The following is a 24,420-nucleotide window of genomic DNA, read 5'->3' on the forward strand; positions in this document are numbered from 1 at the left end:
TTCTTTTGTGCAAAATACATGAACAACAAGGAGGAGTCCAATCATGGCTCGTTACACAGGTCCAGCTTGGAAACTCTCGCGTCGCTTAGGCATCTCGCTTAGCGAAACGGGTAAAGAATTAGCAAAACGTCCTTACGCACCAGGCCAACACGGCAATGGTCGTCGTAAAATCTCTGAATACGGTCTTCAGCTTCAAGCGAAGCAAGCACTCCGTCACATGTACGGAATCAACGAGAAGCAATTCCGTCGCATCTTCAACGATGCTGGGAAAATGCAAGGTATCCACGGTGAGAACTTCATGTTCTTGCTCGAGTCACGCCTTGATAACCTCGTTTACCGTATGGGCCTCGCTCGCACACGTCGTGGAGCACGCCAACTCGTCAACCACGGTCACATCCAAGTTGACGGTTCACGTGTAGACATCGCGTCTTACCGTGTAAAACCAGGTCAAGTCATCTCGGTTCGCGAAAAATCGAAAACTTTCAAAGCGATTGCTGAAGCTCTTGAAGTAGCACCAGCTACAAAAGAATTCATCACGTTCGACGCTGAGAAACTCGAAGGTACGTACGTACGTATCCCTGAGCGCGCTGAATTGAACGACCAAATCAAAGAGCAACTCATCGTTGAGTACTACTCACGTTAATGCTTTTATCCCCTTCTCTCGAGAAGGGGATTTTTTTATATCAAGATCTGTTCGCGAATCCGGCCCATCTGCGTATCGAGCGCGTCCGCCATTCGGGCCGCCTCGATAAGCTCTTGCCGTGACGTCTCGGGGATTTGATGCTGATATTTATATTGAAGCTTATGTTCGGTCGCCGCCCAAAAGTCCATCGCGAGCGTCCGAATTTGAATCTCGGCCGGCACCCAGATGACACGTTCCGCCAAGTACACTTTCGTCCGCACAATCAGATGGAGACTGCGGTAACCGCTCGGCTTTGGATGTTCGATATAGTCTTTAATGACGTCGATCTGTAAGTCGTCCCGCTTTTTCAAGTGATCGAGAATCGCGTAGATGTCATCGCGGAAACTCGTGACGATCCGCACGCCGGCGACGTCATAAATATTGTCCCATAACGCTTCCACTTCGAGTGGGAGCTGTTTTTGATTCATCTTCCGAATGATCGACGGCAACGTCTTCATCCGCGTCTTCACGTGCTCGATCGGCGAATAGCCGAGTCGGGTCTGCCAATCGAGGTCGATGATGCCAAGGTCGCTCTCAAGCTCCGTGATCGCCATCTCGTAATAGCGGAACCGTTCCCGCCACTGATGAAACTGTTCGCCAAAAAACTCTTCGATATCCATTAGACGTCCTCCTCGTTCTCTATATTTGAAATGGTATCAGACCACACCTGATTTGACACAACAAAAAAAGTCCATGTCCGAAAAATTTGCGGACATGGACGGATCGGTTAGACGTGACGGATCACGAAGTATTTCTTTTTGCCTCGGCGGATGATTGTGAAGTCCCCGAGCGTGTCTTCACGCGTGACGAGCTTGTCGAGCGCTTGCTCGCGTTCGCCGTTCAAGTAAATCGCCCCGTTTTGAACGTCTTCGCGCGCTTGGCGTTTCGATGGAGCGATTTTCGCCTCGACGAGAAGATCGACGAGATTGCGTTCGCCGTCGAGTTCGAACTGCGGCATCCCTTTGAACGCGGCATCCATATCCTCGGGCTTGAGTGTCTTCAAATCGCCGCTGAAGAACGCTTTCGTGATGCGTTCCGCTTGGTCAAGACCCGCCTCACCGTGGACGAGCTTCGTCATCTCCTCGGCAAGACGGCGCTGTGCCGCACGTTTTTCAGGTGCTGCCGTCATTTCCGCTTCGAGCGCGTCGATCTCTTCATGCGTCATGAACGTGAAGTACTTGATGAACTTGATGACATCGGCATCGTCGACGTTGATCCAAAACTGGTAAAACTCGTACGGCGTCGTCTTGTCAGCGTCGAGCCATACCGCACCACCGGCCGTCTTCCCAAACTTCTGTCCGTCCGACTTCGTGACGAGCGGCACAGTCAGACCGAACGCCTTCTCCGAATGGCCGAAGCGACGGATCAATTCAAGCCCGGCCGTAATGTTGCCCCACTGATCGCTGCCTCCGACTTGGAGACGGCAATTCTCTGTCTCGTACAACTTCAAGAAATCAAACGATTGGAGCAACATGTATGAGAACTCCGTGTATGAAATCCCGGTTTCCATGCGCGAATCGACCGAGTCTTTCGCGAGCATGTAGCTGATCGGGAAGTGTTTGCCGATGTCACGTAAGAAATCGATGATCGACAGCTCTTCTGTCCATTCATAGTTGTTGCGGATCGTGATCGGGTTCTCCCCTTCGAGCGGGAGGAAGCGGCTCAACTGATCTTTGATCCGGTCCGAAAATTCTTTGACCGTATCGAGCGTGTTGAGCGATCGTTCGTCCGAACGTCCTGACGGGTCGCCAATCATCCCGGTCGCGCCACCGACAAGCGCGATGACATGGTGTCCCGCCTCTTGGAAACGCTTCAACGTCAAGATCGGTAGCAAGTGTCCGATATGGAGCGAGTCCGCCGTCGGGTCGAACCCGGTGTATAGTGTCGTCGGTTTGCTCAGTTGCTCTTTCAATCCTGCCTCATCCGTCATTTGGTTGACGAGCCCTCGAAATTCTAAATCTTTTAATAGTTCCATGTTTTCCACTCCTTCAATTGACATAAAAAAACGCCCCTTCTCAAATGAGAAGGGACGGAGATTCCGCGGTACCACCCTAATTGCCACAGCCGTGGCCACTTAAAACGAGAGATAACGGTCCCAACCCGGCCGAATGGCACGCTCCAAAAGTGTAATTCATCGTTGACATTGGCTAGTTCACAGCACCCACTAGCTTTCTGGACAAGCGGTCAACCGACTACTTCGTTTTTTTCATCGCGTCTATTATTATTGACTATGCTATTCATTTTATAAGTTACGTTTCCTCGTTGTCAACTGGAAGATTGAAACTTGCATTAGTCTGCTCATTCACGATAAGGTGGGCAAGGACTTGTGCTATAATCGTATATAATACTGTCTAAAATAGTTTTACACCATATTAAGGAGGCTGTCATGCTGCAGAAGATTCGAGACATATGGAACACACCAAAGTCGTTGAAAGCCCGCCGTTATGCCAATGTATTTTATGATGTGTCGTGGAACGTTTTGCTCCTCACCATCATCTCTGTCGTCCTCATCGGTTTCTTAGGTGCCGGGATCGGGGCCGGATATTTCGCATCACTCGTTAAAGATATGCCGACTCCAGCCTATAAAACGATGACGTCACAAATCAATACGTACTCATCGACGTCCGAGATTTACTTCGGAAGCGGTGAACGGATTGGGAACTATACGACCGATGAAGTTCGGGTACCGATCACGGTCGATAAAGTTTCACCTTTCGTCGTCGATGCCTTACTCGCCACCGAAGACGTCGAGTTTTACGAACACGACGGTGTAGTCCCGAAAGCGACGCTTCGGGCCATCCTGCAAGAAGCGACCGGTTCGGAAGAGCGGACAGGTGGTTCGACACTAACCCAACAGCTCATTAAAAACCAAATGCTGACGAACGAGGTCTCATTCGAACGGAAGGCAAAAGAAATCCTGCTTGCCCTCCGTTTAGAGAAAGCGATGGACAAAGATGAGATTTTAAACGCCTACTTGAACGTCGTCTCGTTCGGACGTAACTCGATGGGACGCAACATCTCAGGCATCGAGGCCGCCTCTCGCGGCGTCTTCAACACGTCGGCCGAGAAGCTGACATTGCCGCAAGCCGCATTCTTGTCCGGCATCCCGAAAAACCCGTTCCTTTATACACCTTACTATCAAGGCGGGGTCATTAAAGAAGACGTATCACCGGCGATCAACCGGATGAAGACGGTATTGAATCGGATGTACGTCGCAGGCAAGATTTCTAAAGAAGAATATGATGCCGCATATAATTACGACATCACGCAAGACTTCATGAAGACACAGTCGAAGCCGCGGGACCGTTATCCGTATGTTGTGGATGAAGCCGAGCTTCAAGCACGTGAACTCGTCACAAATTACTTGCTCGAACAAGATGGCATCGTATTATCAGATTTAAAGACCGAAGAACAAGATACGATTCGAACGACATATGCTAAACGAGCGCACAACATGTTACGTCAAGGTGGTTTCAAAATTCATTTGACGCTTGATAAAGAAATTCACGAAGCGATGCAACAACCGGCTAAAAATGCAAATAACTTCGCCCCTAATCAATATATCGCAGAAGAAGACCGCAATTTGCCAGAACAGACGGCAGCTGTCATGCTCGAAAACAAAACTGGACGAGTTCTTGGATTTGTCGGAGGCCGATACATTAACGGTAAAACTGACGAGGTGAACCGCGCCTTGCGTATGGAGCGTCAAATCGGATCGACAGCGAAACCAGTTCTTGTTTATGCAAATGCTATTGAAGCTGGAATGATTACACCTGAGACAACCATTCTGGATGAACAATACTTCTATAAATTCACCGGTCCAGGACAGCCGAAAAAAGAAGTAATGAACGAAAGTAGAACACATAACGGTGCAGTGACAGCGCGTGAAGCGTTGAAACGCTCCCTGAACGTACCAGCTGTTAAAATTTATGAAGAGCGCAACCAAAAACCAGCCGATACGCAAAAACTCGTTGATATGGGTATTCCGGTGTCTGAAGCAAACCGTACAGCTTCGGCAATGGCGCTAGGAACTGGTGAAGTTACTCCGGTCGACTTGGCATCGGCTTACGCGATGCTAGCTAACTACGGTGAACATGTTGAACCGTACTTCATCGAACGCATCGAGTACAATGGTGAAGTCATTTTTGAGAAACAAGCGAAGAAGACGCGTATCTATACAGATCGTACTTCGTACCTTGTTATTGATATGCTACGTGACGTTTACTCGTCGGGTACAGCGACATACGCTAACTCGCTCTTGAACGTCCCTGGCGACTGGATGGGTAAAACCGGTACAACCAATAATCGACGCGATTCGTACTTGGTCGGTTCAACGCCAAACGTCACGCTTGCTGTTTGGTCTGGATTCGACTCTCAGTTTGGTGAATTGGTCAACAGTGGTGAAGTAGGTCAGTATTACCAACGTACGCAACGGATCTGGTCACAGACTGCTAACCTCGTGTATGCTGATAAGCCTGAAATTTTCAACACAAACGCACGATTCAGCCAACCAGCTAGCGTCAAACCTAGCGACTTCAAAGACTCTGGAACGTTCTCTGAGAAGAAGAAACTCGAAGAGAAGAAGAAAGAAGAGGAAGCGAAGAAGCAAGCTGAAGAAGCAAAACAGCAAGCCGAAGAAGCAAAACAGCAAGCCGAAGAAGCCAAAGAAAAGGCTGAACAGGCACAGCAAGATGCCGAGGCACAACGCGACGCTGATGCAAAAGCTGAAGCGAAGAAACAAGCAGAGGCCGCACAGAAAGCCGAAGCTGAAGCCGAACAGAAAGCCGAAGCTGAAGCTGAAGCCGAGGCTAAGAAAAAAGCAGAAGACGAAGCAAAAGCAAAAGAAGACGCCGAGAACGAGGCGGACGCATCATAACGCAAAGAAAGGTCGACACATCGCGTGTCGACCTTTTCTTATGCTTAATCTTCCATCGTCGAGAGGTCACCGGCCTCGAGATTCAACTCCCACGCTTTGAGGACGCGACGCATGATCTTCCCGCTCCGCGTTTTCGGAAGCTTGTCTTTGAACTCGATCTCACGCGGTGCCGCATGGGCTGCCAAACCTTCTTTGACGAATTTTTGAATTTCCGCCTTCAATTCGTCCGATGGCTCATAGCCTTTTCGGAGCGCGATGAACGCCTTGATGATCTCACCGCGGACCGGATCCGGTTTCCCGATGACTCCGGCTTCGGCGACAGCCGGATGCTCGACGAGGCGGCTCTCGACTTCGAACGGTCCGACCCGCTCTCCTGCTGTCATGATGACGTCGTCCACTCTGCCTTGGAACCAGAAATAGCCGTCCTCGTCCATATAGGCCGAATCACCAGAAACGTACCAGTCACCCCAGAAGTAGCTCTCGTACTTCGCATCATTTTTCCAAATTTTACGCATCATCGACGGCCAAGGCGTCTTCAATGCCAAGTTGCCCATCCGATGCGGCGGCAGCGGTTGGCCACGGTCGTCTAAGATCGCCGCCTCACAGCCAGGAATCGCTTTCCCCATCGATCCCGGTTTAATGTCCATCGCCGGATAGTTACAGATCATCATCGCTCCTGTCTCCGTCATCCACCACGTGTCGTGAATGCGTAGCCCAAACGATTCGTTGCCCCAGCGAATGACTTCCGGGTTGAGCGGTTCACCGACCGATAGAATGTGGCGCAGTGACGACAAGTCGTATTTCTCGAACGCTTCTTCCCCCGCGCCCATCAACATCCGAAACGCTGTCGGCGCGCTATACCAGACAGTGACACCGAACCGCTCGATGACCGAGTACCAAAACTCAGGGTTGAACCGTCCACCGACAATCACGTTCGTCGCCCCGTTCAAGAAGGGCGCAAAAATCCCGTAACTCGTACCCGTCACCCAGCCTGGGTCGGCGGTGCACCAGTAAATATCGTTCGGTTGCAAATCGAGCACCCACTTCCCGGTCATCAAGTGCTGGATCATGGCGTTATGGACGTGCAAGACGCCTTTCGGTTTCCCGGTCGAGCCCGACGTATAATGCAAGATCATGCCGTCTTCCCTGTCGACCCACGTAATATCGAGATCGGTCGATGCATCGTTCGCTAGTTTCCGGTAATCGATGATTTTTCCTGATTCGTCGACGCCGTCGCCAACAAGCAAAATCGTCTCAAGATGTGGCAATTGATCGACGGGTATACGCGGCAACAGCGCCTCTGTCGTCACGATGACTTTCGCTTCCGCGTCGAGCAAACGGTCGTGTACCGCCTGTTCCATGAACGCCTCAAATAGCGGCCCGACAATCGCACCGAGCTTGAGCGTACCAAGTAAAATAAAATAAAGTTCTGGACTCCGCGGCATGAAGACAAAGACTCGATCGCCCTTCTCCACCCCAACCGATTTCAGAACATTTCCAGCGCGATTGCTTTCCTGTTTCATCTGCGCGTAAGTATACCGCTCTTCCCGATCCCCATCGAAATAGAGCAGTGCCAGTTTGTCCGCCAGCTCCCCTTCAGCGTGACGATCAATCGCCTCATACGCCATGTTGACATTTCCAGTCAAGTTCCAAGACAATAATGCCTCTGCTTGTGTCCACTCGAACGACTGACAAGCCTCTTCATACGACGTTAATTGATGCTCCCCTGATAACGCTTTCAATTTTTCCATCGTCAAAGATTCGCCTCCCCCTATAATGAATGGTGTATCCACTTTCAGTATAGTGTTAATATTATGACAAATCAATGAATTTCCAAAAACTCCAAAACAGTGTGAACGTTGTGCAATGAAAGCGCTATAATAGAACGTGAAGAAGGTGGTGACTCCATGGAAAAACAATATCATTCAAAAGTGTGGGAAACCTCACTCGGAGCCGTAATCATCGATGGACCAATCGAGAGCGACGTGCTCGCAACGTATCGGCTCGATGAAGGCTTGACCGCGTTTCGAGAGCCAGAAGACCAACATAAGGCGCTCGTTGAAATTGCCGGGTTGAAAGAAGGACGGATCATCGTGGCGCGCGTTGACGACCTCGTCATCGGTTACGTCACGTATTTATATCCAGACCCGTATGAACGTTGGAGTGAGGGCAATGATCCATATATTCTCGAGCTCGGCGCTATTGAGGTGAGTCCACGCTTTCGGGGACAACGGATCGGTAAACAGCTACTCGAAGTGTCGATGTTGGATCCACATATGGATGATTTCTTAATCTTGACGACGGAGTACTATTGGCACTGGGATCTAAAAGGAAGCGGTCTGTCGATTTGGGACTACCGCAAAGTGATGGAGAAAATGATGAACCACGGCGGTCTTGTCTTCTATCCGACGGACGACCCGGAAATCGCGTCCCACCCGGCCAACTGTCTGATGGCCCGCATCGGAAAAAACGTGCGGCAAGAATCGATTGATCACTTCGATTCACTCCGGCTTCGACGCCGGTTCATGTATGACTGAGGAGGGTTACGATGCTGATTGAGCAAATGATGAATCGCCACGTCGTGACGATTCAACCGACCAATACGATTGCGCATGCGGCAAAACTCATGCGCGACCATAAAGTACGCCACTTGATCGTCACCAATCCGGCCCGGCAAGTCGTCGGGATTGTCGGTCAGTTCGAGATGAGCGGCGCCACAAGTGTATTTCATCCAGAAAGTGAGCGCGCCGACTTCAAAAACCCGGTCTCGAGCATTATGCGTCAGGACGTGACGACAGCCCACCCGTACGATTTTTTTGAAGACGCGGCCGCCCTGTTCTATGAATATCGTTTGACGTGCCTGCCGATCGTCGAACAAGGAAAACTTGTCGGTGTGTTGACCGAAACCGATTTACTTCGTTATTTCGTCCAATTGACGGGCGCACTCGAACCGAGCTCGCAAATCGAGATCCTTGTCGAGAATACGACCGGGGCACTTGAAAAAGTGACGCGGCTCTTAGCAAAAACGAACGTGAATATTATCAACGTCTTCGTCCATCCGACACCCGATCCATATAAGCGAATCATCTCATTCCGTGTTCAAACGATGAACCCGCTACGCATCATCGATCGATTAAAGCGAGAAGGTTTTGACGTACTGGGTCCGGAGATGTTCCAATGAGACCCGCCTACATATTCGGGGAGAATGAGAACTCGTACCGCTTCCACGCGGATCATCCGTTCAATCCGATCCGTTTGGAGCTGACGACATCTCTTCTGGTCGATTCCGGAAAACTGTCAGCCTCTGAGTGGATCGCCTCACCGATCGCTTCAGTCGAGTCGCTCGCGCTTGTCCATGACGTCGACTACATCGAGGCCGTCCAAGCAGCTGCCGCGGGTAAACTGTCAGGGCTGAAAGCAAATAAATTCGGACTCGGGACGGAAGATACGCCCATCTTCCCAGCTATTCACGAAGGAGCTGCCCGGCTCGTCGGCGGAACGATGCATGCGCTTGAACTCGTCGCGAGCGGACAAGTCGAACGCGCTTTTCACATCGGTGGCGGGCTCCATCACGGGATGAGACGAAAAGCGTCCGGCTTTTGCGTCTATAACGACGCGGCCGTCGCCATCGCTCACGTCCGCAAGCAATACGGGACGCGGGTCCTCTACGTCGATACAGACGCTCATCACGGAGACGGTGTCCAATGGCTGTTCTATGATGACGCTGATGTGATGACGCTATCGATCCACGAGACCGGCCGCTACCTCTTCCCAGGCACAGGGGCGGTCACAGAGCGCGGCAACGGGAACGGCTACGGCTATAGTTGGAACGTCCCGATTGATGCTTTCACACAAGACGAATCGTTCCTACGCTGTTACGAGACCGTGTTCCGGGAAGCGTGTGAGTGGTTCAAACCAGATATCATCTTGACGCAGAACGGGGCTGATGCGCACGCGTTCGACCCGTTGACGCATCTCGCCTCGACAATTCATACGTTCGAACAAATCCCTCAAATCGCCTCTCGCCTCGCCGACGAGTATACGGAAGGACGACTTGTCGCCCTAGGCGGCGGCGGGTACGACTGGTTTCGAGCTGTCCCGCGCGCCTGGTCGCAAGTGTGGGCCGGATTGACACGCGAAGCTCCGTACGCAGGCGACATTCCATCCGCCTGGATTGAACGGTGGCGAAACAAATCAGACCAGCCGTTGCCGACGAGATGGGATGACAATTCGTATACGTTCGACCATATTCCGCGACGGCAACAAATCGAAGAGAAAAACTGGGAAGTGACGAAACGCGCATTTTGGCCGTTCATCTCAAACGACCGCAAGTCACTTTACTTATGAAAAAACCGATGTGAATTGGCAATTGCCAACTCACATCGGTTTTTTTGATTCAGTCTTTTCGTAACGAGTCACGACGCTCGATCCGGTGCGGCAAGACGACGTTCTTCTCTTCGATTTCTTCAGCATTCAAGATTTTCGTCAATAATCGCATAGCGACAGCTCCGATGTCATACATCGGTTGAACGACCGTCGTCAACTTCGGACGAATCATCGTAGCGAGACGCGTGTTATCGTGACCGACGACTTCAAAGTCGTTCGGCACAGAATACCCAGCGTCTTGAATCGCATGGATGACGCCGAGTGCCATTTCGTCCGTACCGGCGAAGATTGCTTTCGGGCAGTCATCGCGTCCGAGCATCTTTTGCATCGCTTCGAGGCCAGACGCATACGTATAGTTCCCAAGGATGACATCGTTCTCACGGAACGGAAGTCCTGCATCCTCAAGAGCACGGCGGTAGCCAGAGAACTTCTTCTCGCCATTGATTTGTTGCTCGAGCGGACCTGTGATGAAGCCGACTTGTTTATGGCCGTGGCCAATCAACATTTTGGTTGCGTCATAGGCAGCCTGTTCATAGTCGATATTGACCGCTGGGAGGTCGTACCCTTGGTTCAACGTCGCTGCAAGAACGATCGGGACCGGTGATTTTTTGAACTCATCGACGAGGTCTTCGTGAAGACGGCCGCCCATGAAGATGATCCCATCGACTTGTTTACCGAGCAACGTGTTCAACAAATGAATTTCCTTGTCGCGGTTCGAGTCCGAGTTGCCGAGGATGATGTTGTATTTATACATCGTCGCCACGTCCTCGATTCCACGTGCTAAATCAGCAAAGAAGATGTTTGAGATGTCTGGCACGATGACGCCGACTGTCGTCGTCTTTTTACTTGCGAGACCACGTGCGACGGCGTTCGGACGATAGCCGAGTCGATCGATTGCTTCCTGTACTTTTTTACGGGTTGTCGGTTTCACGTTCGGGTTTCCGTTGACGACACGTGAGACGGTCGCCATCGACACCCCGGCTTCGCGTGCGACGTCATAGATTGTGATATTGTTACTGTTCATTAAAACTCCTCCTACAAGCAATGATTTTCAAACGATTTTCAAAAAACGTATCAAAAAAGGAAGACAGGTATCTGTCATCATTTTACCCTGTCTTCACGCTATATAAAACGTTTCCAATTGGAAAGCTTATTTTTTCACCAAATCAAGTTGAGGGAACTGAGCTGTGAGCCCATCGATGAACTGATCGAATTGATCGAAATCAAGCTGCTGCTGGGCATCAGACAAGGCGATTGCCGGATTCGGATGCACTTCGACCATGACGCCGTCAGCCCCGACCGCGAGCGCTGCTTTCGCTGCCGGAAGCAACAAATCGCGTCGTCCCGTTGAATGGGTGACATCGACCATGACCGGTAAATGTGTCTCTTGTTTTAAAATCGGCACGGCCGTGATGTCGAGCGTGTTGCGTGTCGCCCGTTCATACGTCCGGATGCCACGTTCACACAAAATGACTTGGCTATTGCCGCTCGCCATAATGTATTCCGCAGCATAAATGAATTCTTCGATCGTCGCCGCAAGACCCCGCTTCAACAGAACCGGTTTTGACGTCTTGCCGACTTCTTTCAACAAATCGAAGTTTTGCATGTTGCGCGCCCCAACTTGAATGATATCGACGTAAGGCAGCGCTGACTCGACCGCACCCGGTGTCATGATCTCTGAGATGACACGCAAGTCGTGGCGATCGGCCGCTTGTTTCAACAGTTTGAGGCCTTCAAATCCGAGACCTTGGAAGTCGTACGGTGAAGTCCGCGGCTTATAGGCGCCGCCGCGCATGATTTTCACGCCAGACAACGCTAACTTCTCAGCCACTGCATTCACTTGCTCGAACGATTCGACCGCACATGGACCGGCAATCAATTGCGGCCGGCCGTTGCCGATGACTACATCTTGCAGTGTGACGATCGTATCTTCGGCTTGACGCTTGCGCGACACGAGCAACGTTTTATCTCGATCTTCTCCTTGCAACTCGGCAGACGCTTTAAACATTTCTTTGAACAAATGCTGAAGGCGTGACGTCTCGAAAGGACCGGGATTCGATGCGGCGATGAAATCTAACATTTCTCGTTCTCGAACCGGGTCATACCGCTCCACACCTTGAAGACGTTTCACTTTTCCAATTTCGACCGCGAGCGTTCCACGACGACTAATCAAGTCGAGCATCTCACGGTTCAACTCATCCATTTCACGACGTAATCGATTCAATTGATCTTGTGGACTCATAATTTCCCTCTCATTCCTAAGCCGTTCTTTCCAGAAACTTAATTATAGCGAACTTTATTCGCTTTGTCATAGAGAAATGGGCTGTGACACAAAATCCACAAAAAAAGTGTCCGGATCGTCCGGACACTTGACGCGTTATTTATTGCCGTTCTTCAAGTCGTTCTTCAATTCTTTCAACTCTTGTTTTGATTCATCGTCAAGCAAGTCTTTGACCGGTGCTTCGAAATCCGACTCATAGTTCGTCGACTCGTCGCGACTATTTTTCGGCTCTTGCTTGTTCGCATTTGACTTGTTCGCATTTGACTTGTTCGCATTCGAATTGTTCGATTTCGAGATTGATTGGCCTTTTGATTGGGCCGATTCTGGCTTAGCGTCCGTGTCAGCTTGTTCTGTTGCTTCGCTTGACGTCTCTTCTGCTGCTTGATCGAGCTGTTCTTTCACTTCGGCTTCCGCTTCCGCGACGAGCTGATCCGCTTTTTCCATCGCTTCTTCGATTGAGAGTTCATCTTCGTCAACTTGCTGTTTCAGTTCAGCAGCCTCGCGTGCCTTATCTTTGACAAGATTGAGGACCGGAGCAGCCTTGTCGCTCGCTACTTTGATCCATTCCCCGACGACCGGCTCAGCTTTTTCACGTACTTCTTTTGATTTGACGGTCAAGCGTTCACGTGAAGTCGATGTTTTCTCATCAAGATAAGTACGTACTTCGCGTCCACTTTTTGGCGAGGTGAGCAAGGCAACGGCTGCACCGATGATACCGCCGAGGACGACGCCGGCTAGGAATCCGCCGCTTGATTGCTGATCTTGATTTGTTTGGTCTTTTTTAACGTATGTCATAATATATCCTCCTTGGGCTTGTTATGATTTGATTGTATCGTCTGTCGCGATTAATCCTGGTGAGACCGACGGCGTGTCTTGCTTACGCTCCCGGCGGCCACGACGGCGTGACGGGCGCTCTTCTGAAGAAGTTTCTGTTTTGTTTTTCTTGAATAATTCTACCGCGACCGAGCCCCAACGTACGGCTTGGGCGATTTGGTCTTTATTTTCGTCTGCTGCCACGTGAACAGATGAAGAAACTGTTCGTACCGACTCGGTCACTTCATTTAGCGATGTGCCGAGCTCATCGAGGGCATGCGCCACCGGTGCGAGCAACTCTGTCTTCTCTTCCACGTTATCTACGAGACGGTTCGTCTTATGTAAGAGCGCCGTCACTTCCATTGTGATGCCGTCCAACTGACGTTCTAAATTTTCTGTCGTATTCGCGACGCTGCCGAGTGTGCGATTGACGTTCGACAAGACGCGAGCCAAGAAAAATACGAGTACGACAAATGCAAGTGCTGCGATGAGCCCTGCAATGCCTCCTAAGGTGATTTCCATTCGTCCATTCCTCCTGTTCAATTATCTGGTGATTTCATTATAGCACCATTATGACTGAAAAGATTTGTCACTACCGTTTTCGCCATCCGGTCTGATTATTCCTTTACCCGTTTTTATGTTTTCGATTACACTAAAATAGAAATAAATTAAAAAAAGTTTAAGGGGTGTTTGTATGAGAGATCCAAGAATCACGCAATTGGCAGACGGACTGATCAATTATTCAACCGAATTAAAGCCAGGCGAACGCGTTCTCATCGAGAATTTCGGCGTCGAGGAGTCACTCGTCGAGGCACTTGTCGAAAAAGCGTACGAAGCCGGGGGGCAGCCGTTCGTCTTGTTGAAAGAAAGCCGTATCTTGCGGAAGTTATACACGCAAGCAAGCAAGGAACAACTCGAGTTGATGGCCGACATCGAACGCAAGCAAATGCAAGCGATGGACGCCTATATCGGTCTCCGTGCGGGTGATAACATTAACGAGCTGTCGGACGTTCCCGCCGAGCAACAAAAGCTTGTCGGCGCCACAATCGGTAAAATGCATACGGAAGATCGCGTCAAAGGGACGAAATGGGTCGTCTTACGTTACCCATCACCGTCAATGGCCCAACTCGCCGGAAAATCGACGGAGGCGTTCGAAGACTTCTATTTCAACGTCTGCACACTCGATTACGGCAAGATGGACCGGGCTATGGACGCACTCGTCACGCTCATGGACCAAACCGACCGTGTCACGATCAAAGGACCGGGCACGGAGCTCACGTTCTCGATCAAAGACATCCCAGCCATCAAGTGCTCGGGTCAAATGAACATCCCCGACGGAGAAGTGTTCACCGCGCCGGTCAAAGATTCGATCAACGGCGTCATCACGTACAACACGCCATCGCCGTACCACGGTTTTACGTTCGAGAACGTGAAATTAACGTTCAAAGACGGAAAAATCGTCGAAGCGACAGCGAACGATACCGCACGCATCAATGAAGTGTTCGATACGGACGAAGGAGCTCGTTACGTCGGCGAATTTGCGATCGGCGTGAACCCTTACATCCAACACCCGATGAAAGATATTTTATTCGATGAGAAAATCGATGGCAGTTTCCATTTTACCCCGGGACAAGCGTATGACGATGCCTATAACGGCAACAACTCTTCCATCCATTGGGACCTCGTCAATATCCAACGTCCTGACTATGGCGGCGGTGAGATTTGGTTTGACGACGTCTTGATCCGGAAAGACGGCCGTTTCGTCGTCGACACGTTACAACCGTTGAATCCAGAAAACTTAAAATGAACGAAAAAAGGTGCGCCTACAATTGGCGCACCTTTTCATTATAGTTTCGTCTTTCTGCCGAGAGCAGCAGACATCATCCAAATTTCTTTTTCGAGACGCTCGATGTGGGAAACGAACGTATCTTCGATCGCTTCGTCCCCGTCTTCAAAGTTTTCCATCGCATCTTGCATCTCTTGACGGATTTGTTTGAAATCATTGATCACGTCTTTGATCATCTGTTCTGTATCGGCGTGACGATCACCTTCTTGTAGTGTCGAGTGCTCTAAGTACTCTTTCATCGTCGCATACGGTTCCCCGTCATTCATGAGTAAACGCTCGGCGACATCGTCATACAGCTCAGCGACCAAGTTGTAAAGCTCCTCTAATTTTTCATGGTATGTGAAGAAGTGAGGTCCGCTAATATACCAGTGGTAGTTATGAAGTTTGACGAATAATAGGCCGTAGTTGGCCACCTCTTTGTTCAACGTATTCAATGAGCCTTGGCTTGCCATCCTTAACATCTCCTTTTTTGTGTTCAGTCGATAATACTATTTCCTTCTTTATTCGAGTTTAAACACAAAAAAAAGCGAATGGCCCGGGCCATCCGCTCACAACTTACGCTTCGAGTTTGACGAAGTTCTCATACTCGCGTTGATACGTCTGAATATCTCCTGCTCCCATAAACAACAAGACCGCATCACGATGTTGACGGAGAACGCCGACATCAGGACGTTTCAGAACGTTGGCACCGTCGATCCGCGATTGAAGGTCTTCGATCGTGACCGTCCCTTCTTGTTCTCGGGCCGAGCCAAAGATGTCGCACAAATAAACGGCGTCCGCTTCGGCGAGTGATGACGCGAAGTCATCCATAAACGACTTGAGACGCGTGTACGTATGCGGTTGGAAAATCGCGACGACTTCCCGTCCGGCGTACTTTTTACGTGCCGCTTCGACGGTGGCACTGATTTCGCGCGGGTGATGTGCATAATCATCGATCAGGACTTGCCCATCGAGCGTCGATTCACTGAAACGGCGTTTAACGCCGTTGAACGTCTCGAGGCGCTCTTTCACAAGATCTTTCGATAAGTTCTCGTAGTCGCACGTCGCGATGACGGCAAGGGCGTTCAAGACGCTGTGGTTACCATATCCCGGAATGCGGAACGTCCCATAGAAATCGTCACGCAAATAGACGTCAAACGTCGTCCCGTTATCCGTCGAGTTCACGTTTTCGGCACGGAAATCGTTATGGGCACCAAACCCGTAATAGACGATCGGGACGTTCGCTTGAATCTGTTGAAGATTCTCATCGTCACCACAAGCGATAATACCTTTTTCTACTTGTTTCGCCATTTCTTGGAACGCATCAATGACATCGTCAAGCCCTGAGAAATAATCTGAATGGTCAAAATCGACATTCGTCATAATCGCATAGTCTGGGCGGTAGTATAGGAAGTGACGTTTATACTCGCACGCCTCAAACACGAAGTTTTTCGAGTCTTCCACGCCTTCGCCCGTACCGTCTCCGATCAAGAACGATGTCGGTTCAATCCCACGCATGACATGAGCGAGCAGACCCGTAGTAGACGTCTTTCCATGCGATCCTGTGATGGCGACACTTGTATAATGATCCGCTAGTTCACCGAGGAACTCGTAATATTTATAAATCGTCAAACCGAGCTCACGCGCACGTAAGATTTCAGGATGATCGTCAGTGAACGCATTTCCTTGAACGACGATTTGACCTTCAGTAATATTTTCAGGATCAAACGGAAGAATTTCGATACCTTTCCGTTTCAATGCTTCTTCTGTAAAAAATGTTTTGTCAACGTCCGAACCTCGGACTTCATTGTTCATATCATTTAAAATTTGAGCTAAAGGACTCATGCCCGTTCCTTTAATTCCGACGAAGTGATAACGGTTCATCTGTAAATAGCCCCCCTAATTCATTGCGGTTTGCAGAAAAAGCGACAAACCTTTGTCATTATAGCAAAACTCATTGAGTCGTGCTATTACAGATTATTGTTTTTTTGAGCAAGCCGTCGGCTGCGGTACATCGCCATCCGGTCTTGCGGAGTCATCATGACGTTTAATGGAGGGCTATCCGCTTTGTACGACACGTTGACAGCAGGTGTCAACTCGGCTTCGTCAAGAGCGTGAAAGGGCTCGTCGGTATCGGTCTGTAATGTTTTTGCAACATCCTCGACGACAGGAGCTACTTCTTCGACCGATGTCACTTCGATTGAAACGTCCGCTGAAGCTGCCTCTTCTTTTTCTTCACGGACGGCGATCTTTGACGTTTTCAAATGGGTAGAACCCATGAACACCGAGGCAAAGCCGTCTTCTAAAATAGATACGTCTCCGAGTAACGGTTTCAGATCACTCGACGAGTCGGATACGTTATCGGCCTCCTGTACAAAGGACTCATCATCGCTCACGCCAGACGTTTCCGGGGAAATAATCGTCTCTTCTGGCTCAGAAGGCTCGGCCACAGTCTGACGTTCTGCCGAGACCGTTTCCTCTGCCACGAATGGAGGTTCGACCGACTCGTTCACTTCCACGACAACCTCGTCTGGAACGAAAGGTTCTGTAACTTGTACAGGTTCGTCGACGACTATTTCCTCGGTAACAGGCACTACAGTCGATGGTTCTGGATCAATATCAGGCTCGCTTTGATTGATGGACAGATCGTCCCTCGTCTCAGGCGAATGCTCGGTCGGTAAGTTGATCTTTGGTTTCGGTCGCGCATATCCATAAATCGGAGATGGGACGTCAGACGGAATGAACTCGCCCGTTGGTTCAGGTTTTGGTGCAGGCGCACTTTTCTTCCCTTCTTGGGATAGTTCGCGCCGAATTCGCTCTGCTTGCTGTTTTAATGAACGTTCATATGCATCCATAGTCGATTCCTCGCTTTTTCACTCAATCCTCATTTAGCAAAAAATCGGTCGAGTTTAGCGACCGATTTCAAATGCTTTCCCTACTTCATATTCGTCATCTAACACTAAAATTCCTTTTTCTTGCGGTGCATCAGGAAGGTTCAACTCACGTGCTGAACAAATCATCCCATGCGAGCTCTCCCCACGGAGTTTAGACGGTCGGATAATGAGACCCGACGGCATGACCGCTCCTGGTTTTGCGACGACGACCTTTTGTCCGGCCGCAACGTTCGGCGCTCCACAAACGATTTGAACCGTACCTTGATCGATCTCGACTTGGCAGATCGATAATTTATCCGCATCGGGATGTTTCTCAGCCGATTCGACATAACCGACAACGAACGTCGGTGTGAAGTCAACGCCCGATAAATCCGCTTCGATATTCTGCTTGCGTAAAATGACACCGAGCGTCTCGATCAATTCTGCCGTCAAGCCGACCGGACCGTGCCAGTCACTGACATTGAAATAGTTACTCGCATTAAACACGTTGTAGCCGTTCACTGATCCGTCCGCCGCTTTAACGATGGCGATATCGTCTTTTCGTTCGACGACTTGATGATGGCGATCGCCTTCTTTTAACAACACCATGAGAACATCGCCAATTCCTTCACGGTTATAAAAAGCATTAATTTGCATACGTAAATACGCCCCTTCTTTCAAACTAGACACAAATAGTTTAGCAGATTATGCGTCCGTTGGTGGGTTCTTTTTTCCAACAATAAAAATTGGTTCGAGAACGCCGTCCTCATAATGAAACGCGAGAGCTGTCACCGGGACGCGTCCGTTCGTAAAAAAGTCGAACATGAGCTGTTGCATCGCGTCGTATCCTTGATCGTTCCGGATATCGGCGATGATCATCACATCTTGATGCGGCACCCCGACTAACATGTCTCCTTCGATTCGTCGATCCATGACCCGTAAAAATTCGTCATTGAGGATACGAGACGCCTCGTAGCCGTCACGGGCAGACAGGAAATAGAATTTGTTGCCGGCGACATCGTCTTCTTTTAAGTCGGTCGGTAACTTTTTCACGTTATCCCGCGCCACTTGATCGACTCGCTCTTTCGTCATCATCGCATTCAAATGCCGCTCTTCAATCAAACGATACCCGTTGCCAAGGTCGAGGGCATAGTAGATGGCCGTCTCCGCCGTATGCGGTGTCACGACGAGCGCTTGTCCGGTTTTTGTTTCTGTCGAGAACGAAGCGGCCCGAATGACCGGGAAAATTTGGGCTTCGTTGCCGACTAATTCAATCTCTTGGTCTGCTGTAAGGGCCGTCTTTATATAGTCGACGATTTCTTCAACCGCAATATTGCCGCGCACTTTTGCTTTGGCAACAAGTGGGGCCAGTCGAATGTTGACGCCGAACCGGTCAGCTGCCCGTTCGATTCGCAACACTTCATTTTCTCTGTCATAAGACGTCCGATACCCGTCAGTGAATTGACGTTCGATCGCTCGCCGCAGTTCATTCCGTTCCATCTAAATCACCCTAACTCGCTAAGAAATGCTTCGACTTGCTCCGGCGTTTTACGTTCGCGTCCGACGTAGCGGTCCACTTCTTGCCCACCGTTAAAGGCGACAAAACTCGGAATCCCGAAAATATCGAGTTCTTGTGCGAGTTCCATCCATTCGTCACGGTCGACGTAGTAGAACGTCCACTCGTTGAACTTTGACTCCAGTTCGGGCATGAACGGATCGAGGAAGCGGCAATCGCCACACCATGTCGCTGAAAACATGAACACACTTTTCCCTTGCTTTGCTTCTGTATATTCAACCATCGTTGTCAATCGTTTCATCTTCATCACTCCTGTTCTTTTTTCCACGTTAATGATAGCATAAGTCCGTTCTCACAATCCGCTCTCGTGTTTTGCTATAATCAAGAGCGAAGACTATTTGAAAAAGGTGACAACATGACAAAATGGACGCGTGAACAATTAAATCCGGACATGAAACACCCACTCGAACAGCTCGTCGGCGCCGTCGGAATGCTCTCCATTCTCCGCTACGGGTACTTGTTCATCGATACAGATAAGACACGAAGTCAAATTCTCGTTTGGCTCATCGTTGGATTCGCCATCATTTACATCGTAGAACGTGGATTGAAACGCCTCGTCCGCTACTTGCCGATTGTCAGGAAACGTTTTTTACTTCCCATCTACGCATTGATACTCACGCTGTTCTTCGTCAGCTTTAGAATCCCGCGCGAAACCGTCGAGACCGTCCGTAACTTCTTCGGCTGGTGATCTGCTCGGCGTCAAATGAATAAGCGTCTCGCAACTTGGCGAGACGCTTATTTTTATGTGTCGGTTCAATATTCGATTTTCATATCATTCGGCTGAATCCGGTTCATCCGGGTCAATACTTGATATACCGCATAGCTCAGTATGGCCGGACCGACGATCAAGAAACCGAAGACGACGATCAACGTATGCCAACTGAAGCCCATCGTTTCGAGCATGACGATCGGACCGACGAGGCCGCTCGTCCCCATCCCGGCTCCGGCCGCGACACTCTCTAATTCAAACAACAAGATGGCGATCGGGGCGAGTACCGCACCGGCAACCGTCGGGGGCAGTAGGATCCATGGATTTTTGACGATATTCCCGACTTGAAGCATCGACGTGCCGATCCCTTGAGCAACCGCTCCGCCGATGCCGTTGTCACGGTAACTTGTGACCGCGAACCCGACCATTTGAGCCGCACACCCGACCGTCGCCGCACCGGCGGCGATCCCGCTAAGCCCGAGCATGAGCGCGATGGCCGCGCTTGAAATCGGGGCCGTCAACGCGAGACCCATGAGCGTCGCGACGATGACGCCCATAACGAGCGGTTGTTGTTCAGTCCCCCACTCGATCCACGTGCCGAGTTGGGTCATGAACAGACCGACATATTTCCCGATGTACGTCGCACTCAAGTAGCCGATCGCGATCGTCGTGAATGGCGTCACTAAAATATCAAGCTTCGTCGACTTCGAAACGAGCTTGGCCAGTTCGACCGAAAGAAGCGTCGCGACGTAACTACCCGCCGGCCCGAACTCATAGCCGAACGTCCCGACGACGAGCGCTGAAAACAAGATGAGTGGCGGAGCCTGGAGCGCATAGGCAATCGCAATCCCGATGGCTGGTCCCGTCAAACTGATGGCGACATCTCCGATTTGTTGGAGTGTATCGCCGAGACCGCTAACGCTCGTGCCGAGCAATTGCCCCCCAATTGTCTTCATGATCAACCCGATAATGAGTGTACTGAATAATCCGAGTGCCATATAGCTGAGCGCCGTCACAAAGTAGAGTGACGGGCTGAGCGTGATCCCTTTCTTCTTGAGCATGGGATTCACCCCTCTTTCTATTGTCTTGTCAGTCGTAAAGTTTCTGTCTTCACACTTTTATCAGTATAATCTTTTCCCTGTAAATATCAACAGAAAAAAACGCCACTCGGTTAAAGTGGCGTCGTTCATTAACGGGATGCGCGGAGCGTTTCCATCGTCGAACGGTCTAACCGTTTGACGAGCGCTTTTAGAAGCGCTTTGGCCGCATCGTAGTCATCCGTATGCAAAATCGAGGCGTGCGTATGAATGTAACGAGCTGCGACGCCGATGACGGCGGTCGGCACACCTTGCCCACTCATATGGATACGACCTGCGTCTGTCCCACCTGGTGACACGAAGTATTGTGTCTTGATGTTTTCATCTGACGCTGTATCGAGCAAGAAGTCACGCATCTCAGGGGACATGACCATGACGCGGTCAAGAATCCGGATGAGCGCGCCTTCGCCGAGCTGACCGAATTCCGTCTTATTGCCGGAAGCATCATTGGCTGGCGACGCATCGAGCACGAGCGCGACGTCCGGCTGAATCATCTCGGCAGCCGTCTGGGCCCCGCGCAGGCCGACTTCTTCTTGGACAGTCGCACCCGAGAACAAAATGTTCGGGTGATCTGCTTTAGTCGTCTCTTCGAGCAACTCGATGGCGAGACCGACACCGTAGCGGTTGTCCCATGCTTTGGCCATAATTTTTTTCGGATGGTGGAGCGGAGTGAATTCACTCGTCGGCACGGCAGGAACTCCTGGCCGGACGCCCCATGACTCCGCCTCTTCTTTTGAGTCGGCCCCAATATCGATGAACATCTGCTTGATTTCCATCGGTTTGTTCTGTGCCTCAGGCCCGAGTAAATGCGGAGGCGTCGAGGCGACGACACCCGGGATTTTCCCGTTCGATGTTATGATGTCGAACCGTTGTGCCATCAGCACTTGGCTCCACCAGCCGCCGAGCGGTTGTATGTACAACATGCCGTTCTCTGTGATCCGTGTGACCATGAACGCGACTTCATCCATATGACCGGCGATCATGATGCGTGGTCCCGACTCGTCCCCGACTCGTTTCCCGAAGATTGAACCGATTCCGTCCGTCATCACGTCATCGACGTGCGGAGTGATCCGGTCGCGGACAAATTGCCGAACTTCTGATTCGAAACCAGGCGCTCCTGGCAATTCTGTCAACGTCTTAAATAATTCTCTCGTTTTTTGTTCCATTTTATTTCATCCTTTCACTCGTTCTGGTCTCATTATATACAGAATATTTCGATGGAAGCGAATGCTTTTCATTCCAATGGGGTACAGGTTTTGGTACGATGTATGTGATAGCCATAGTTCAAGGGGAGGTAGTCATATGAAGAAAAGGTATTGGTTAGTTGGAATCGGGGTTGCCGTCGTAGCCGCACTTATGACGAAAAAAGTGTTAGATGAACGAAGCTTATCGGCTGAAGATGCGCTCGAGTACACGAAACGGGCGTTCTCAGCGAAAGGTCACGTCCAAGGCGCATGGATCTCGGCATCACCGGAGATTTATACTTATGACGGTCGTGAGTACGATGTTTACAAAGGCGGGATCTCGGTCCTCGAGAGCGACGAAGAAAAAACGTACCAATTCACGGTCGATTCAGAGACTGGCGCTTTACTTGAATATGCATGAAACAAAGTCGGCGAAACAATTCGCCGACTTTTTTGTTTAAACCGTTCGAAAGAGTGGAAAATTGAGAATGGTAGTTTTCAAACTTAAAAAGGAGTGATCCCACGTGAAAAAACTGATTGGTGAAGCAAGTGAACTTGTGTCGCAAATGGTCGAAGGGATGGTACACGCCCATCCTGAACTGTACGGTCGCGTCGAAGGGGTGAACGTCATCTGCAGAGCGGATGGCGCCAAGTCCGGAAAAGTCGGACTCGTCTCAGGTGGCGGAAGCGGGCATGAACCTGCACACGCCGGTTATGTTGGCGATGGGATGCTCGACGCCGCTGTCTGTGGTGAAGTGTTCACGTCCCCGACCCCAGACATGGTACTTGAGGGCATCAAGGCTGCGGACGGTGGCAACGGTGTGTTGCTCGTTGTCAAAAACTATGCTGGTGATGTCATGAACTTTGAACTAGCCGGCGAACTCGCTGACGCCGAAGGGATTAAAGTCGATCACGTCGTCGTCGCTGATGACGTCGCGATTGCGAATAAAGAAGACCGCCGTGGCGTAGCGGGCACGGTGTTCGTGCATAAGATTGCCGGAGCCGCAGCAGCGAGCGGGAAGTCATTGGAAGAAGTGAAAGCGCTTGCCGAGAAAGTCGCATCTCACGTCCGCTCGATGGGAATGGCGGTCGAGCCGTGCTACATGCCAGTGAGCGGTAAACCTGGCTTTGACCTGAACGAGGAAGAGATGGAAATCGGAATCGGGATTCACGGCGAGCGCGGTGTCGAACGGAAACCGACGACCGACGTCGATTCGATTGTCGACGACCTACTCGAACATTTGACAAAAGAAGTCGAGCCTGGAGAAGTCGCCGTCATGGTCAACGGTATGGGTGGGACACCGCTGTCTGAGCTTTACGTGACGTATCACTTCGTTGCCAAAAAATTAGAAGCAGCTGGTTACACGTTAAAACGTAAATACGTCGGTAACTATATGACATCTCTCGAGATGCATGGTTTCTCCATCACCCTGTTACCGCTCGACGATGAATTGACAAGTTATCTTGACGCGCCATCAGCGGCGCTCGGTTTCAAAATCTAACAAACGAGGTGTTTAATCGATGTTGACGATTGAAGGGTTCAAACAAGCGCTGCGCCATGCCCAATCTGAGATTGAAGCGAATAAAGATACACTGACAGACCTAGACCGGGCGATCGGGGACGGTGACCACGGCATCAATATGTCACGCGGCTTTGATGCAGTCGTTGCAATCCTCGACGATGAGTACGCTTCTCTCGGTGAGTTGAGTAAGAAAGTCGGGATGACGCTCATGTCAAAAGTCGGTGGTGCGGCCGGTCCACTCTACGGTTCGGCATTCGTCAAAGCAGCACCGAAATTTGGTGACGCGACCGAGGCCGACTTTGCGCTCGTGAAAGAAGCGCTAGAGGAAGGGACGGCTGCGATCAAAGCTCGTGGCAAGTCCACCGCCGGGCAAAAGACAATGGTCGACGTCTGGGAGCCATTTTTAGACGGTTTGAGTGAATCAGATGATTTCACCTCAAAGTTGGATCATCTCGTCAATGAGACGGAGGGGATGCTGGCGACGAAAGGCCGCGCCTCATACTTCGGAGAGAACTCTCGCGGTACAATCGACCCTGGCGCGTTGTCCAGTTCAATCGTCTTGAAAGCGATCATGAAGGAGGTCGATTGACATCGT

General features: G+C 50.5%; 25 protein-coding genes and 1 other annotated feature. Of the genes, 10 read left to right on the forward strand and 15 right to left on the reverse strand.

The genetic code is table 11. The annotated features are described in order from the left end of the window. Positions 1–43: 43 nt before the first annotated feature. The gene (rpsD, locus tag EVJ22_RS02260) at positions 44–643 is read left to right on the forward strand and encodes a 30S ribosomal protein S4 (protein ID WP_016508465.1); all 600 of its coding nucleotides are present in this window, start codon (positions 44–46) and stop codon (positions 641–643) included. A 35-nt stretch (positions 644–678) separates the two neighbouring features. Here the strand turns inward: rpsD and EVJ22_RS02265 are convergent, their stop codons facing one another. Together EVJ22_RS02265 and tyrS are read right to left on the reverse strand one after the other, a co-directional pair. Further along, positions 679–1,302, reverse strand: coding sequence for a GTP pyrophosphokinase (locus EVJ22_RS02265; protein ID WP_070329485.1), 624 nt, complete (start codon positions 1,300–1,302; stop codon positions 679–681). 107 nt (positions 1,303–1,409) lie between these two features. Beyond that, positions 1,410–2,657: a tyrosine--tRNA ligase gene (tyrS, locus tag EVJ22_RS02270; RefSeq protein ID WP_071397837.1), complete on the reverse strand. Its 1,248-nt coding sequence runs from the start codon at positions 2,655–2,657 to the stop codon at positions 1,410–1,412. A 47-nt stretch (positions 2,658–2,704) separates the two neighbouring features. After that, positions 2,705–2,901: a binding site (T-box leader), on the reverse strand. A 167-nt stretch (positions 2,902–3,068) separates the two neighbouring features. On the opposite strand from tyrS, the gene EVJ22_RS02275 reads away from it, so the two are divergent. After that, the gene (locus EVJ22_RS02275; RefSeq protein WP_071397838.1) at positions 3,069–5,558 is read left to right on the forward strand and encodes a transglycosylase domain-containing protein; all 2,490 of its coding nucleotides are present in this window, start codon (positions 3,069–3,071) and stop codon (positions 5,556–5,558) included. A 44-nt stretch (positions 5,559–5,602) separates the two neighbouring features. Here the strand turns inward: EVJ22_RS02275 and acsA are convergent, their stop codons facing one another. Beyond that, positions 5,603–7,315 carry an acetate--CoA ligase gene (gene acsA / locus EVJ22_RS02280; protein WP_199749301.1) on the reverse strand — a complete coding sequence of 571 codons (1,713 nt, stop codon included), beginning with the start codon at positions 7,313–7,315 and terminating at the stop codon, positions 5,603–5,605. A gap of 150 nt (positions 7,316–7,465) precedes the next feature. Here acsA and EVJ22_RS02285 point away from each other — a divergent pair, with 150 nt between their 5' ends. The 3 genes from EVJ22_RS02285 to EVJ22_RS02295 are packed head-to-tail and all read left to right on the forward strand — an operon-like array spanning position 7,466 to position 9,905. Beyond that, positions 7,466–8,095 carry a GNAT family N-acetyltransferase gene (locus EVJ22_RS02285; protein ID WP_071397839.1) on the forward strand — a complete coding sequence of 210 codons (630 nt, stop codon included), beginning with the start codon at positions 7,466–7,468 and terminating at the stop codon, positions 8,093–8,095. Between the two features lie 11 nt (positions 8,096–8,106). Beyond that, positions 8,107–8,739, forward strand: coding sequence for an acetoin utilization AcuB family protein (locus EVJ22_RS02290; RefSeq protein WP_070329481.1), 633 nt, complete (start codon positions 8,107–8,109; stop codon positions 8,737–8,739). Continuing rightward, positions 8,736–9,905, forward strand: a complete 1,170-nt coding sequence (locus EVJ22_RS02295; RefSeq protein ID WP_131443039.1) for an acetoin utilization protein AcuC — start codon at positions 8,736–8,738, stop codon at positions 9,903–9,905. Before EVJ22_RS02290 ends, EVJ22_RS02295 begins: the two co-directional genes overlap by 4 nt. A gap of 49 nt (positions 9,906–9,954) precedes the next feature. Here the strand turns inward: EVJ22_RS02295 and ccpA are convergent, their stop codons facing one another. The 4 genes from ccpA to EVJ22_RS02315 all read right to left on the reverse strand — a co-directional run bounded on the left by ccpA (position 9,955) and on the right by EVJ22_RS02315 (position 13,560). Then, on the reverse strand, positions 9,955–10,968 hold the full coding sequence (gene ccpA, locus EVJ22_RS02300) for a catabolite control protein A (protein ID WP_070329438.1): 1,014 nt from the start codon (positions 10,966–10,968) through the stop codon (positions 9,955–9,957). A 126-nt stretch (positions 10,969–11,094) separates the two neighbouring features. Beyond that, on the reverse strand, positions 11,095–12,186 hold the full coding sequence (locus tag EVJ22_RS02305) for a bifunctional 3-deoxy-7-phosphoheptulonate synthase/chorismate mutase (protein ID WP_131440064.1): 1,092 nt from the start codon (positions 12,184–12,186) through the stop codon (positions 11,095–11,097). A 135-nt stretch (positions 12,187–12,321) separates the two neighbouring features. Further along, positions 12,322–13,020, reverse strand: a complete 699-nt coding sequence (locus EVJ22_RS02310) for a YtxH domain-containing protein (RefSeq protein ID WP_131443040.1) — start codon at positions 13,018–13,020, stop codon at positions 12,322–12,324. 21 nt (positions 13,021–13,041) lie between these two features. Next, the gene (locus tag EVJ22_RS02315) at positions 13,042–13,560 is read right to left on the reverse strand and encodes a DUF948 domain-containing protein (RefSeq protein ID WP_070329435.1); all 519 of its coding nucleotides are present in this window, start codon (positions 13,558–13,560) and stop codon (positions 13,042–13,044) included. A gap of 172 nt (positions 13,561–13,732) precedes the next feature. On the opposite strand from EVJ22_RS02315, the gene EVJ22_RS02320 reads away from it, so the two are divergent. Continuing rightward, complete coding sequence (locus EVJ22_RS02320) at positions 13,733–14,845, forward strand: aminopeptidase (RefSeq protein WP_131440068.1); 1,113 nt, start codon at positions 13,733–13,735, stop codon at positions 14,843–14,845. A 38-nt stretch (positions 14,846–14,883) separates the two neighbouring features. Here the strand turns inward: EVJ22_RS02320 and EVJ22_RS02325 are convergent, their stop codons facing one another. The 6 genes from EVJ22_RS02325 to EVJ22_RS02350 form a co-directional block, all read right to left on the reverse strand. Next, positions 14,884–15,336, reverse strand: coding sequence for a Dps family protein (locus EVJ22_RS02325; RefSeq protein WP_016508447.1), 453 nt, complete (start codon positions 15,334–15,336; stop codon positions 14,884–14,886). Between the two features lie 103 nt (positions 15,337–15,439). Next, complete coding sequence (gene murC / locus EVJ22_RS02330; protein ID WP_070329432.1) at positions 15,440–16,747, reverse strand: UDP-N-acetylmuramate--L-alanine ligase; 1,308 nt, start codon at positions 16,745–16,747, stop codon at positions 15,440–15,442. An 86-nt stretch (positions 16,748–16,833) separates the two neighbouring features. Beyond that, positions 16,834–17,718 carry a hypothetical protein gene (locus EVJ22_RS02335; RefSeq protein WP_131443042.1) on the reverse strand — a complete coding sequence of 295 codons (885 nt, stop codon included), beginning with the start codon at positions 17,716–17,718 and terminating at the stop codon, positions 16,834–16,836. 54 nt (positions 17,719–17,772) lie between these two features. After that, the gene (gene ytpR, locus EVJ22_RS02340) at positions 17,773–18,393 is read right to left on the reverse strand and encodes a YtpR family tRNA-binding protein (protein ID WP_131443044.1); all 621 of its coding nucleotides are present in this window, start codon (positions 18,391–18,393) and stop codon (positions 17,773–17,775) included. A gap of 48 nt (positions 18,394–18,441) precedes the next feature. Beyond that, the gene (locus EVJ22_RS02345) at positions 18,442–19,236 is read right to left on the reverse strand and encodes a DUF1444 family protein (RefSeq protein WP_071397846.1); all 795 of its coding nucleotides are present in this window, start codon (positions 19,234–19,236) and stop codon (positions 18,442–18,444) included. Positions 19,237–19,241: 5 nt separating this feature from the next. Beyond that, the gene (locus EVJ22_RS02350) at positions 19,242–19,553 is read right to left on the reverse strand and encodes a thioredoxin family protein (protein WP_071397847.1); all 312 of its coding nucleotides are present in this window, start codon (positions 19,551–19,553) and stop codon (positions 19,242–19,244) included. Between the two features lie 114 nt (positions 19,554–19,667). Between EVJ22_RS02350 and EVJ22_RS02355 the strand changes: the two genes are divergently transcribed. Further along, positions 19,668–20,000, forward strand: a complete 333-nt coding sequence (locus EVJ22_RS02355; RefSeq protein ID WP_016508496.1) for an MLKL N-termimal domain-containing protein — start codon at positions 19,668–19,670, stop codon at positions 19,998–20,000. A 65-nt stretch (positions 20,001–20,065) separates the two neighbouring features. Here the strand turns inward: EVJ22_RS02355 and EVJ22_RS02360 are convergent, their stop codons facing one another. Both EVJ22_RS02360 and EVJ22_RS02365 read right to left on the reverse strand, forming a co-directional pair. After that, positions 20,066–21,082, reverse strand: coding sequence for a PTS sugar transporter subunit IIC (locus tag EVJ22_RS02360; protein WP_131443046.1), 1,017 nt, complete (start codon positions 21,080–21,082; stop codon positions 20,066–20,068). A 128-nt stretch (positions 21,083–21,210) separates the two neighbouring features. Beyond that, positions 21,211–22,284 carry a M42 family metallopeptidase gene (locus EVJ22_RS02365; protein ID WP_131443048.1) on the reverse strand — a complete coding sequence of 358 codons (1,074 nt, stop codon included), beginning with the start codon at positions 22,282–22,284 and terminating at the stop codon, positions 21,211–21,213. 136 nt (positions 22,285–22,420) lie between these two features. On the opposite strand from EVJ22_RS02365, the gene EVJ22_RS02370 reads away from it, so the two are divergent. The 3 genes from EVJ22_RS02370 (at position 22,421) to dhaL (ending at position 24,414) form a co-directional block, all read left to right on the forward strand. Continuing rightward, entirely contained in the window at positions 22,421–22,723 is a 303-nt protein-coding gene (locus EVJ22_RS02370) for a PepSY domain-containing protein (RefSeq protein WP_016508468.1), read from the forward strand. 103 nt (positions 22,724–22,826) lie between these two features. Continuing rightward, positions 22,827–23,804 carry a dihydroxyacetone kinase subunit DhaK gene (gene dhaK / locus EVJ22_RS02375; RefSeq protein ID WP_071397850.1) on the forward strand — a complete coding sequence of 326 codons (978 nt, stop codon included), beginning with the start codon at positions 22,827–22,829 and terminating at the stop codon, positions 23,802–23,804. Between the two features lie 19 nt (positions 23,805–23,823). Then, positions 23,824–24,414: a dihydroxyacetone kinase subunit DhaL gene (gene dhaL, locus EVJ22_RS02380; protein ID WP_071397851.1), complete on the forward strand. Its 591-nt coding sequence runs from the start codon at positions 23,824–23,826 to the stop codon at positions 24,412–24,414. The last annotated feature ends 6 nt before the right edge of the window (positions 24,415–24,420 follow it).

Source organism: Exiguobacterium sp. SH0S7, from assembly GCF_004337195.1.
Lineage (GTDB): Bacteria > Bacillota > Bacilli > Exiguobacteriales > Exiguobacteriaceae > Exiguobacterium > Exiguobacterium aurantiacum_A.

Excerpts from the sequence above, each read along its gene's own strand:
- murC (WP_070329432.1), bottom strand. The coding sequence starts at position 16,747 with ATGAACCGTTATCACTTCGTCGGAATTAAAGGAACGGGCATGAGTCCT.
- EVJ22_RS02285 (WP_071397839.1), top strand. The coding sequence starts at position 7,466 with ATGGAAAAACAATATCATTCAAAAGTGTGGGAAACCTCACTCGGAGCC.
- EVJ22_RS02310 (WP_131443040.1), bottom strand. The coding sequence starts at position 13,020 with ATGACATACGTTAAAAAAGACCAAACAAATCAAGATCAGCAATCAAGC.
- EVJ22_RS02265 (WP_070329485.1), bottom strand. The coding sequence starts at position 1,302 with ATGGATATCGAAGAGTTTTTTGGCGAACAGTTTCATCAGTGGCGGGAA.
- EVJ22_RS02325 (WP_016508447.1), bottom strand. The coding sequence starts at position 15,336 with ATGGCAAGCCAAGGCTCATTGAATACGTTGAACAAAGAGGTGGCCAAC.
- ytpR (WP_131443044.1), bottom strand. The coding sequence starts at position 18,393 with ATGCAAATTAATGCTTTTTATAACCGTGAAGGAATTGGCGATGTTCTC.
- EVJ22_RS02320 (WP_131440068.1), top strand. The coding sequence starts at position 13,733 with ATGAGAGATCCAAGAATCACGCAATTGGCAGACGGACTGATCAATTAT.
- EVJ22_RS02305 (WP_131440064.1), bottom strand. The coding sequence starts at position 12,186 with ATGAGTCCACAAGATCAATTGAATCGATTACGTCGTGAAATGGATGAG.
- EVJ22_RS02350 (WP_071397847.1), bottom strand. The coding sequence starts at position 19,553 with ATGAAACGATTGACAACGATGGTTGAATATACAGAAGCAAAGCAAGGG.
- ccpA (WP_070329438.1), bottom strand. The coding sequence starts at position 10,968 with ATGAACAGTAACAATATCACAATCTATGACGTCGCACGCGAAGCCGGG.
- EVJ22_RS02335 (WP_131443042.1), bottom strand. The coding sequence starts at position 17,718 with ATGGATGCATATGAACGTTCATTAAAACAGCAAGCAGAGCGAATTCGG.
- EVJ22_RS02345 (WP_071397846.1), bottom strand. The coding sequence starts at position 19,236 with ATGGAACGGAATGAACTGCGGCGAGCGATCGAACGTCAATTCACTGAC.
- EVJ22_RS02275 (WP_071397838.1), top strand. The coding sequence starts at position 3,069 with ATGCTGCAGAAGATTCGAGACATATGGAACACACCAAAGTCGTTGAAA.
- EVJ22_RS02295 (WP_131443039.1), top strand. The coding sequence starts at position 8,736 with ATGAGACCCGCCTACATATTCGGGGAGAATGAGAACTCGTACCGCTTC.
- EVJ22_RS02315 (WP_070329435.1), bottom strand. The coding sequence starts at position 13,560 with ATGGAAATCACCTTAGGAGGCATTGCAGGGCTCATCGCAGCACTTGCA.
- EVJ22_RS02360 (WP_131443046.1), bottom strand. The coding sequence starts at position 21,082 with ATGCTCAAGAAGAAAGGGATCACGCTCAGCCCGTCACTCTACTTTGTG.
- EVJ22_RS02290 (WP_070329481.1), top strand. The coding sequence starts at position 8,107 with ATGCTGATTGAGCAAATGATGAATCGCCACGTCGTGACGATTCAACCG.
- rpsD (WP_016508465.1), top strand. The coding sequence starts at position 44 with ATGGCTCGTTACACAGGTCCAGCTTGGAAACTCTCGCGTCGCTTAGGC.
- dhaL (WP_071397851.1), top strand. The coding sequence starts at position 23,824 with ATGTTGACGATTGAAGGGTTCAAACAAGCGCTGCGCCATGCCCAATCT.
- EVJ22_RS02370 (WP_016508468.1), top strand. The coding sequence starts at position 22,421 with ATGAAGAAAAGGTATTGGTTAGTTGGAATCGGGGTTGCCGTCGTAGCC.
- EVJ22_RS02365 (WP_131443048.1), bottom strand. The coding sequence starts at position 22,284 with ATGGAACAAAAAACGAGAGAATTATTTAAGACGTTGACAGAATTGCCA.
- EVJ22_RS02355 (WP_016508496.1), top strand. The coding sequence starts at position 19,668 with ATGACAAAATGGACGCGTGAACAATTAAATCCGGACATGAAACACCCA.
- tyrS (WP_071397837.1), bottom strand. The coding sequence starts at position 2,657 with ATGGAACTATTAAAAGATTTAGAATTTCGAGGGCTCGTCAACCAAATG.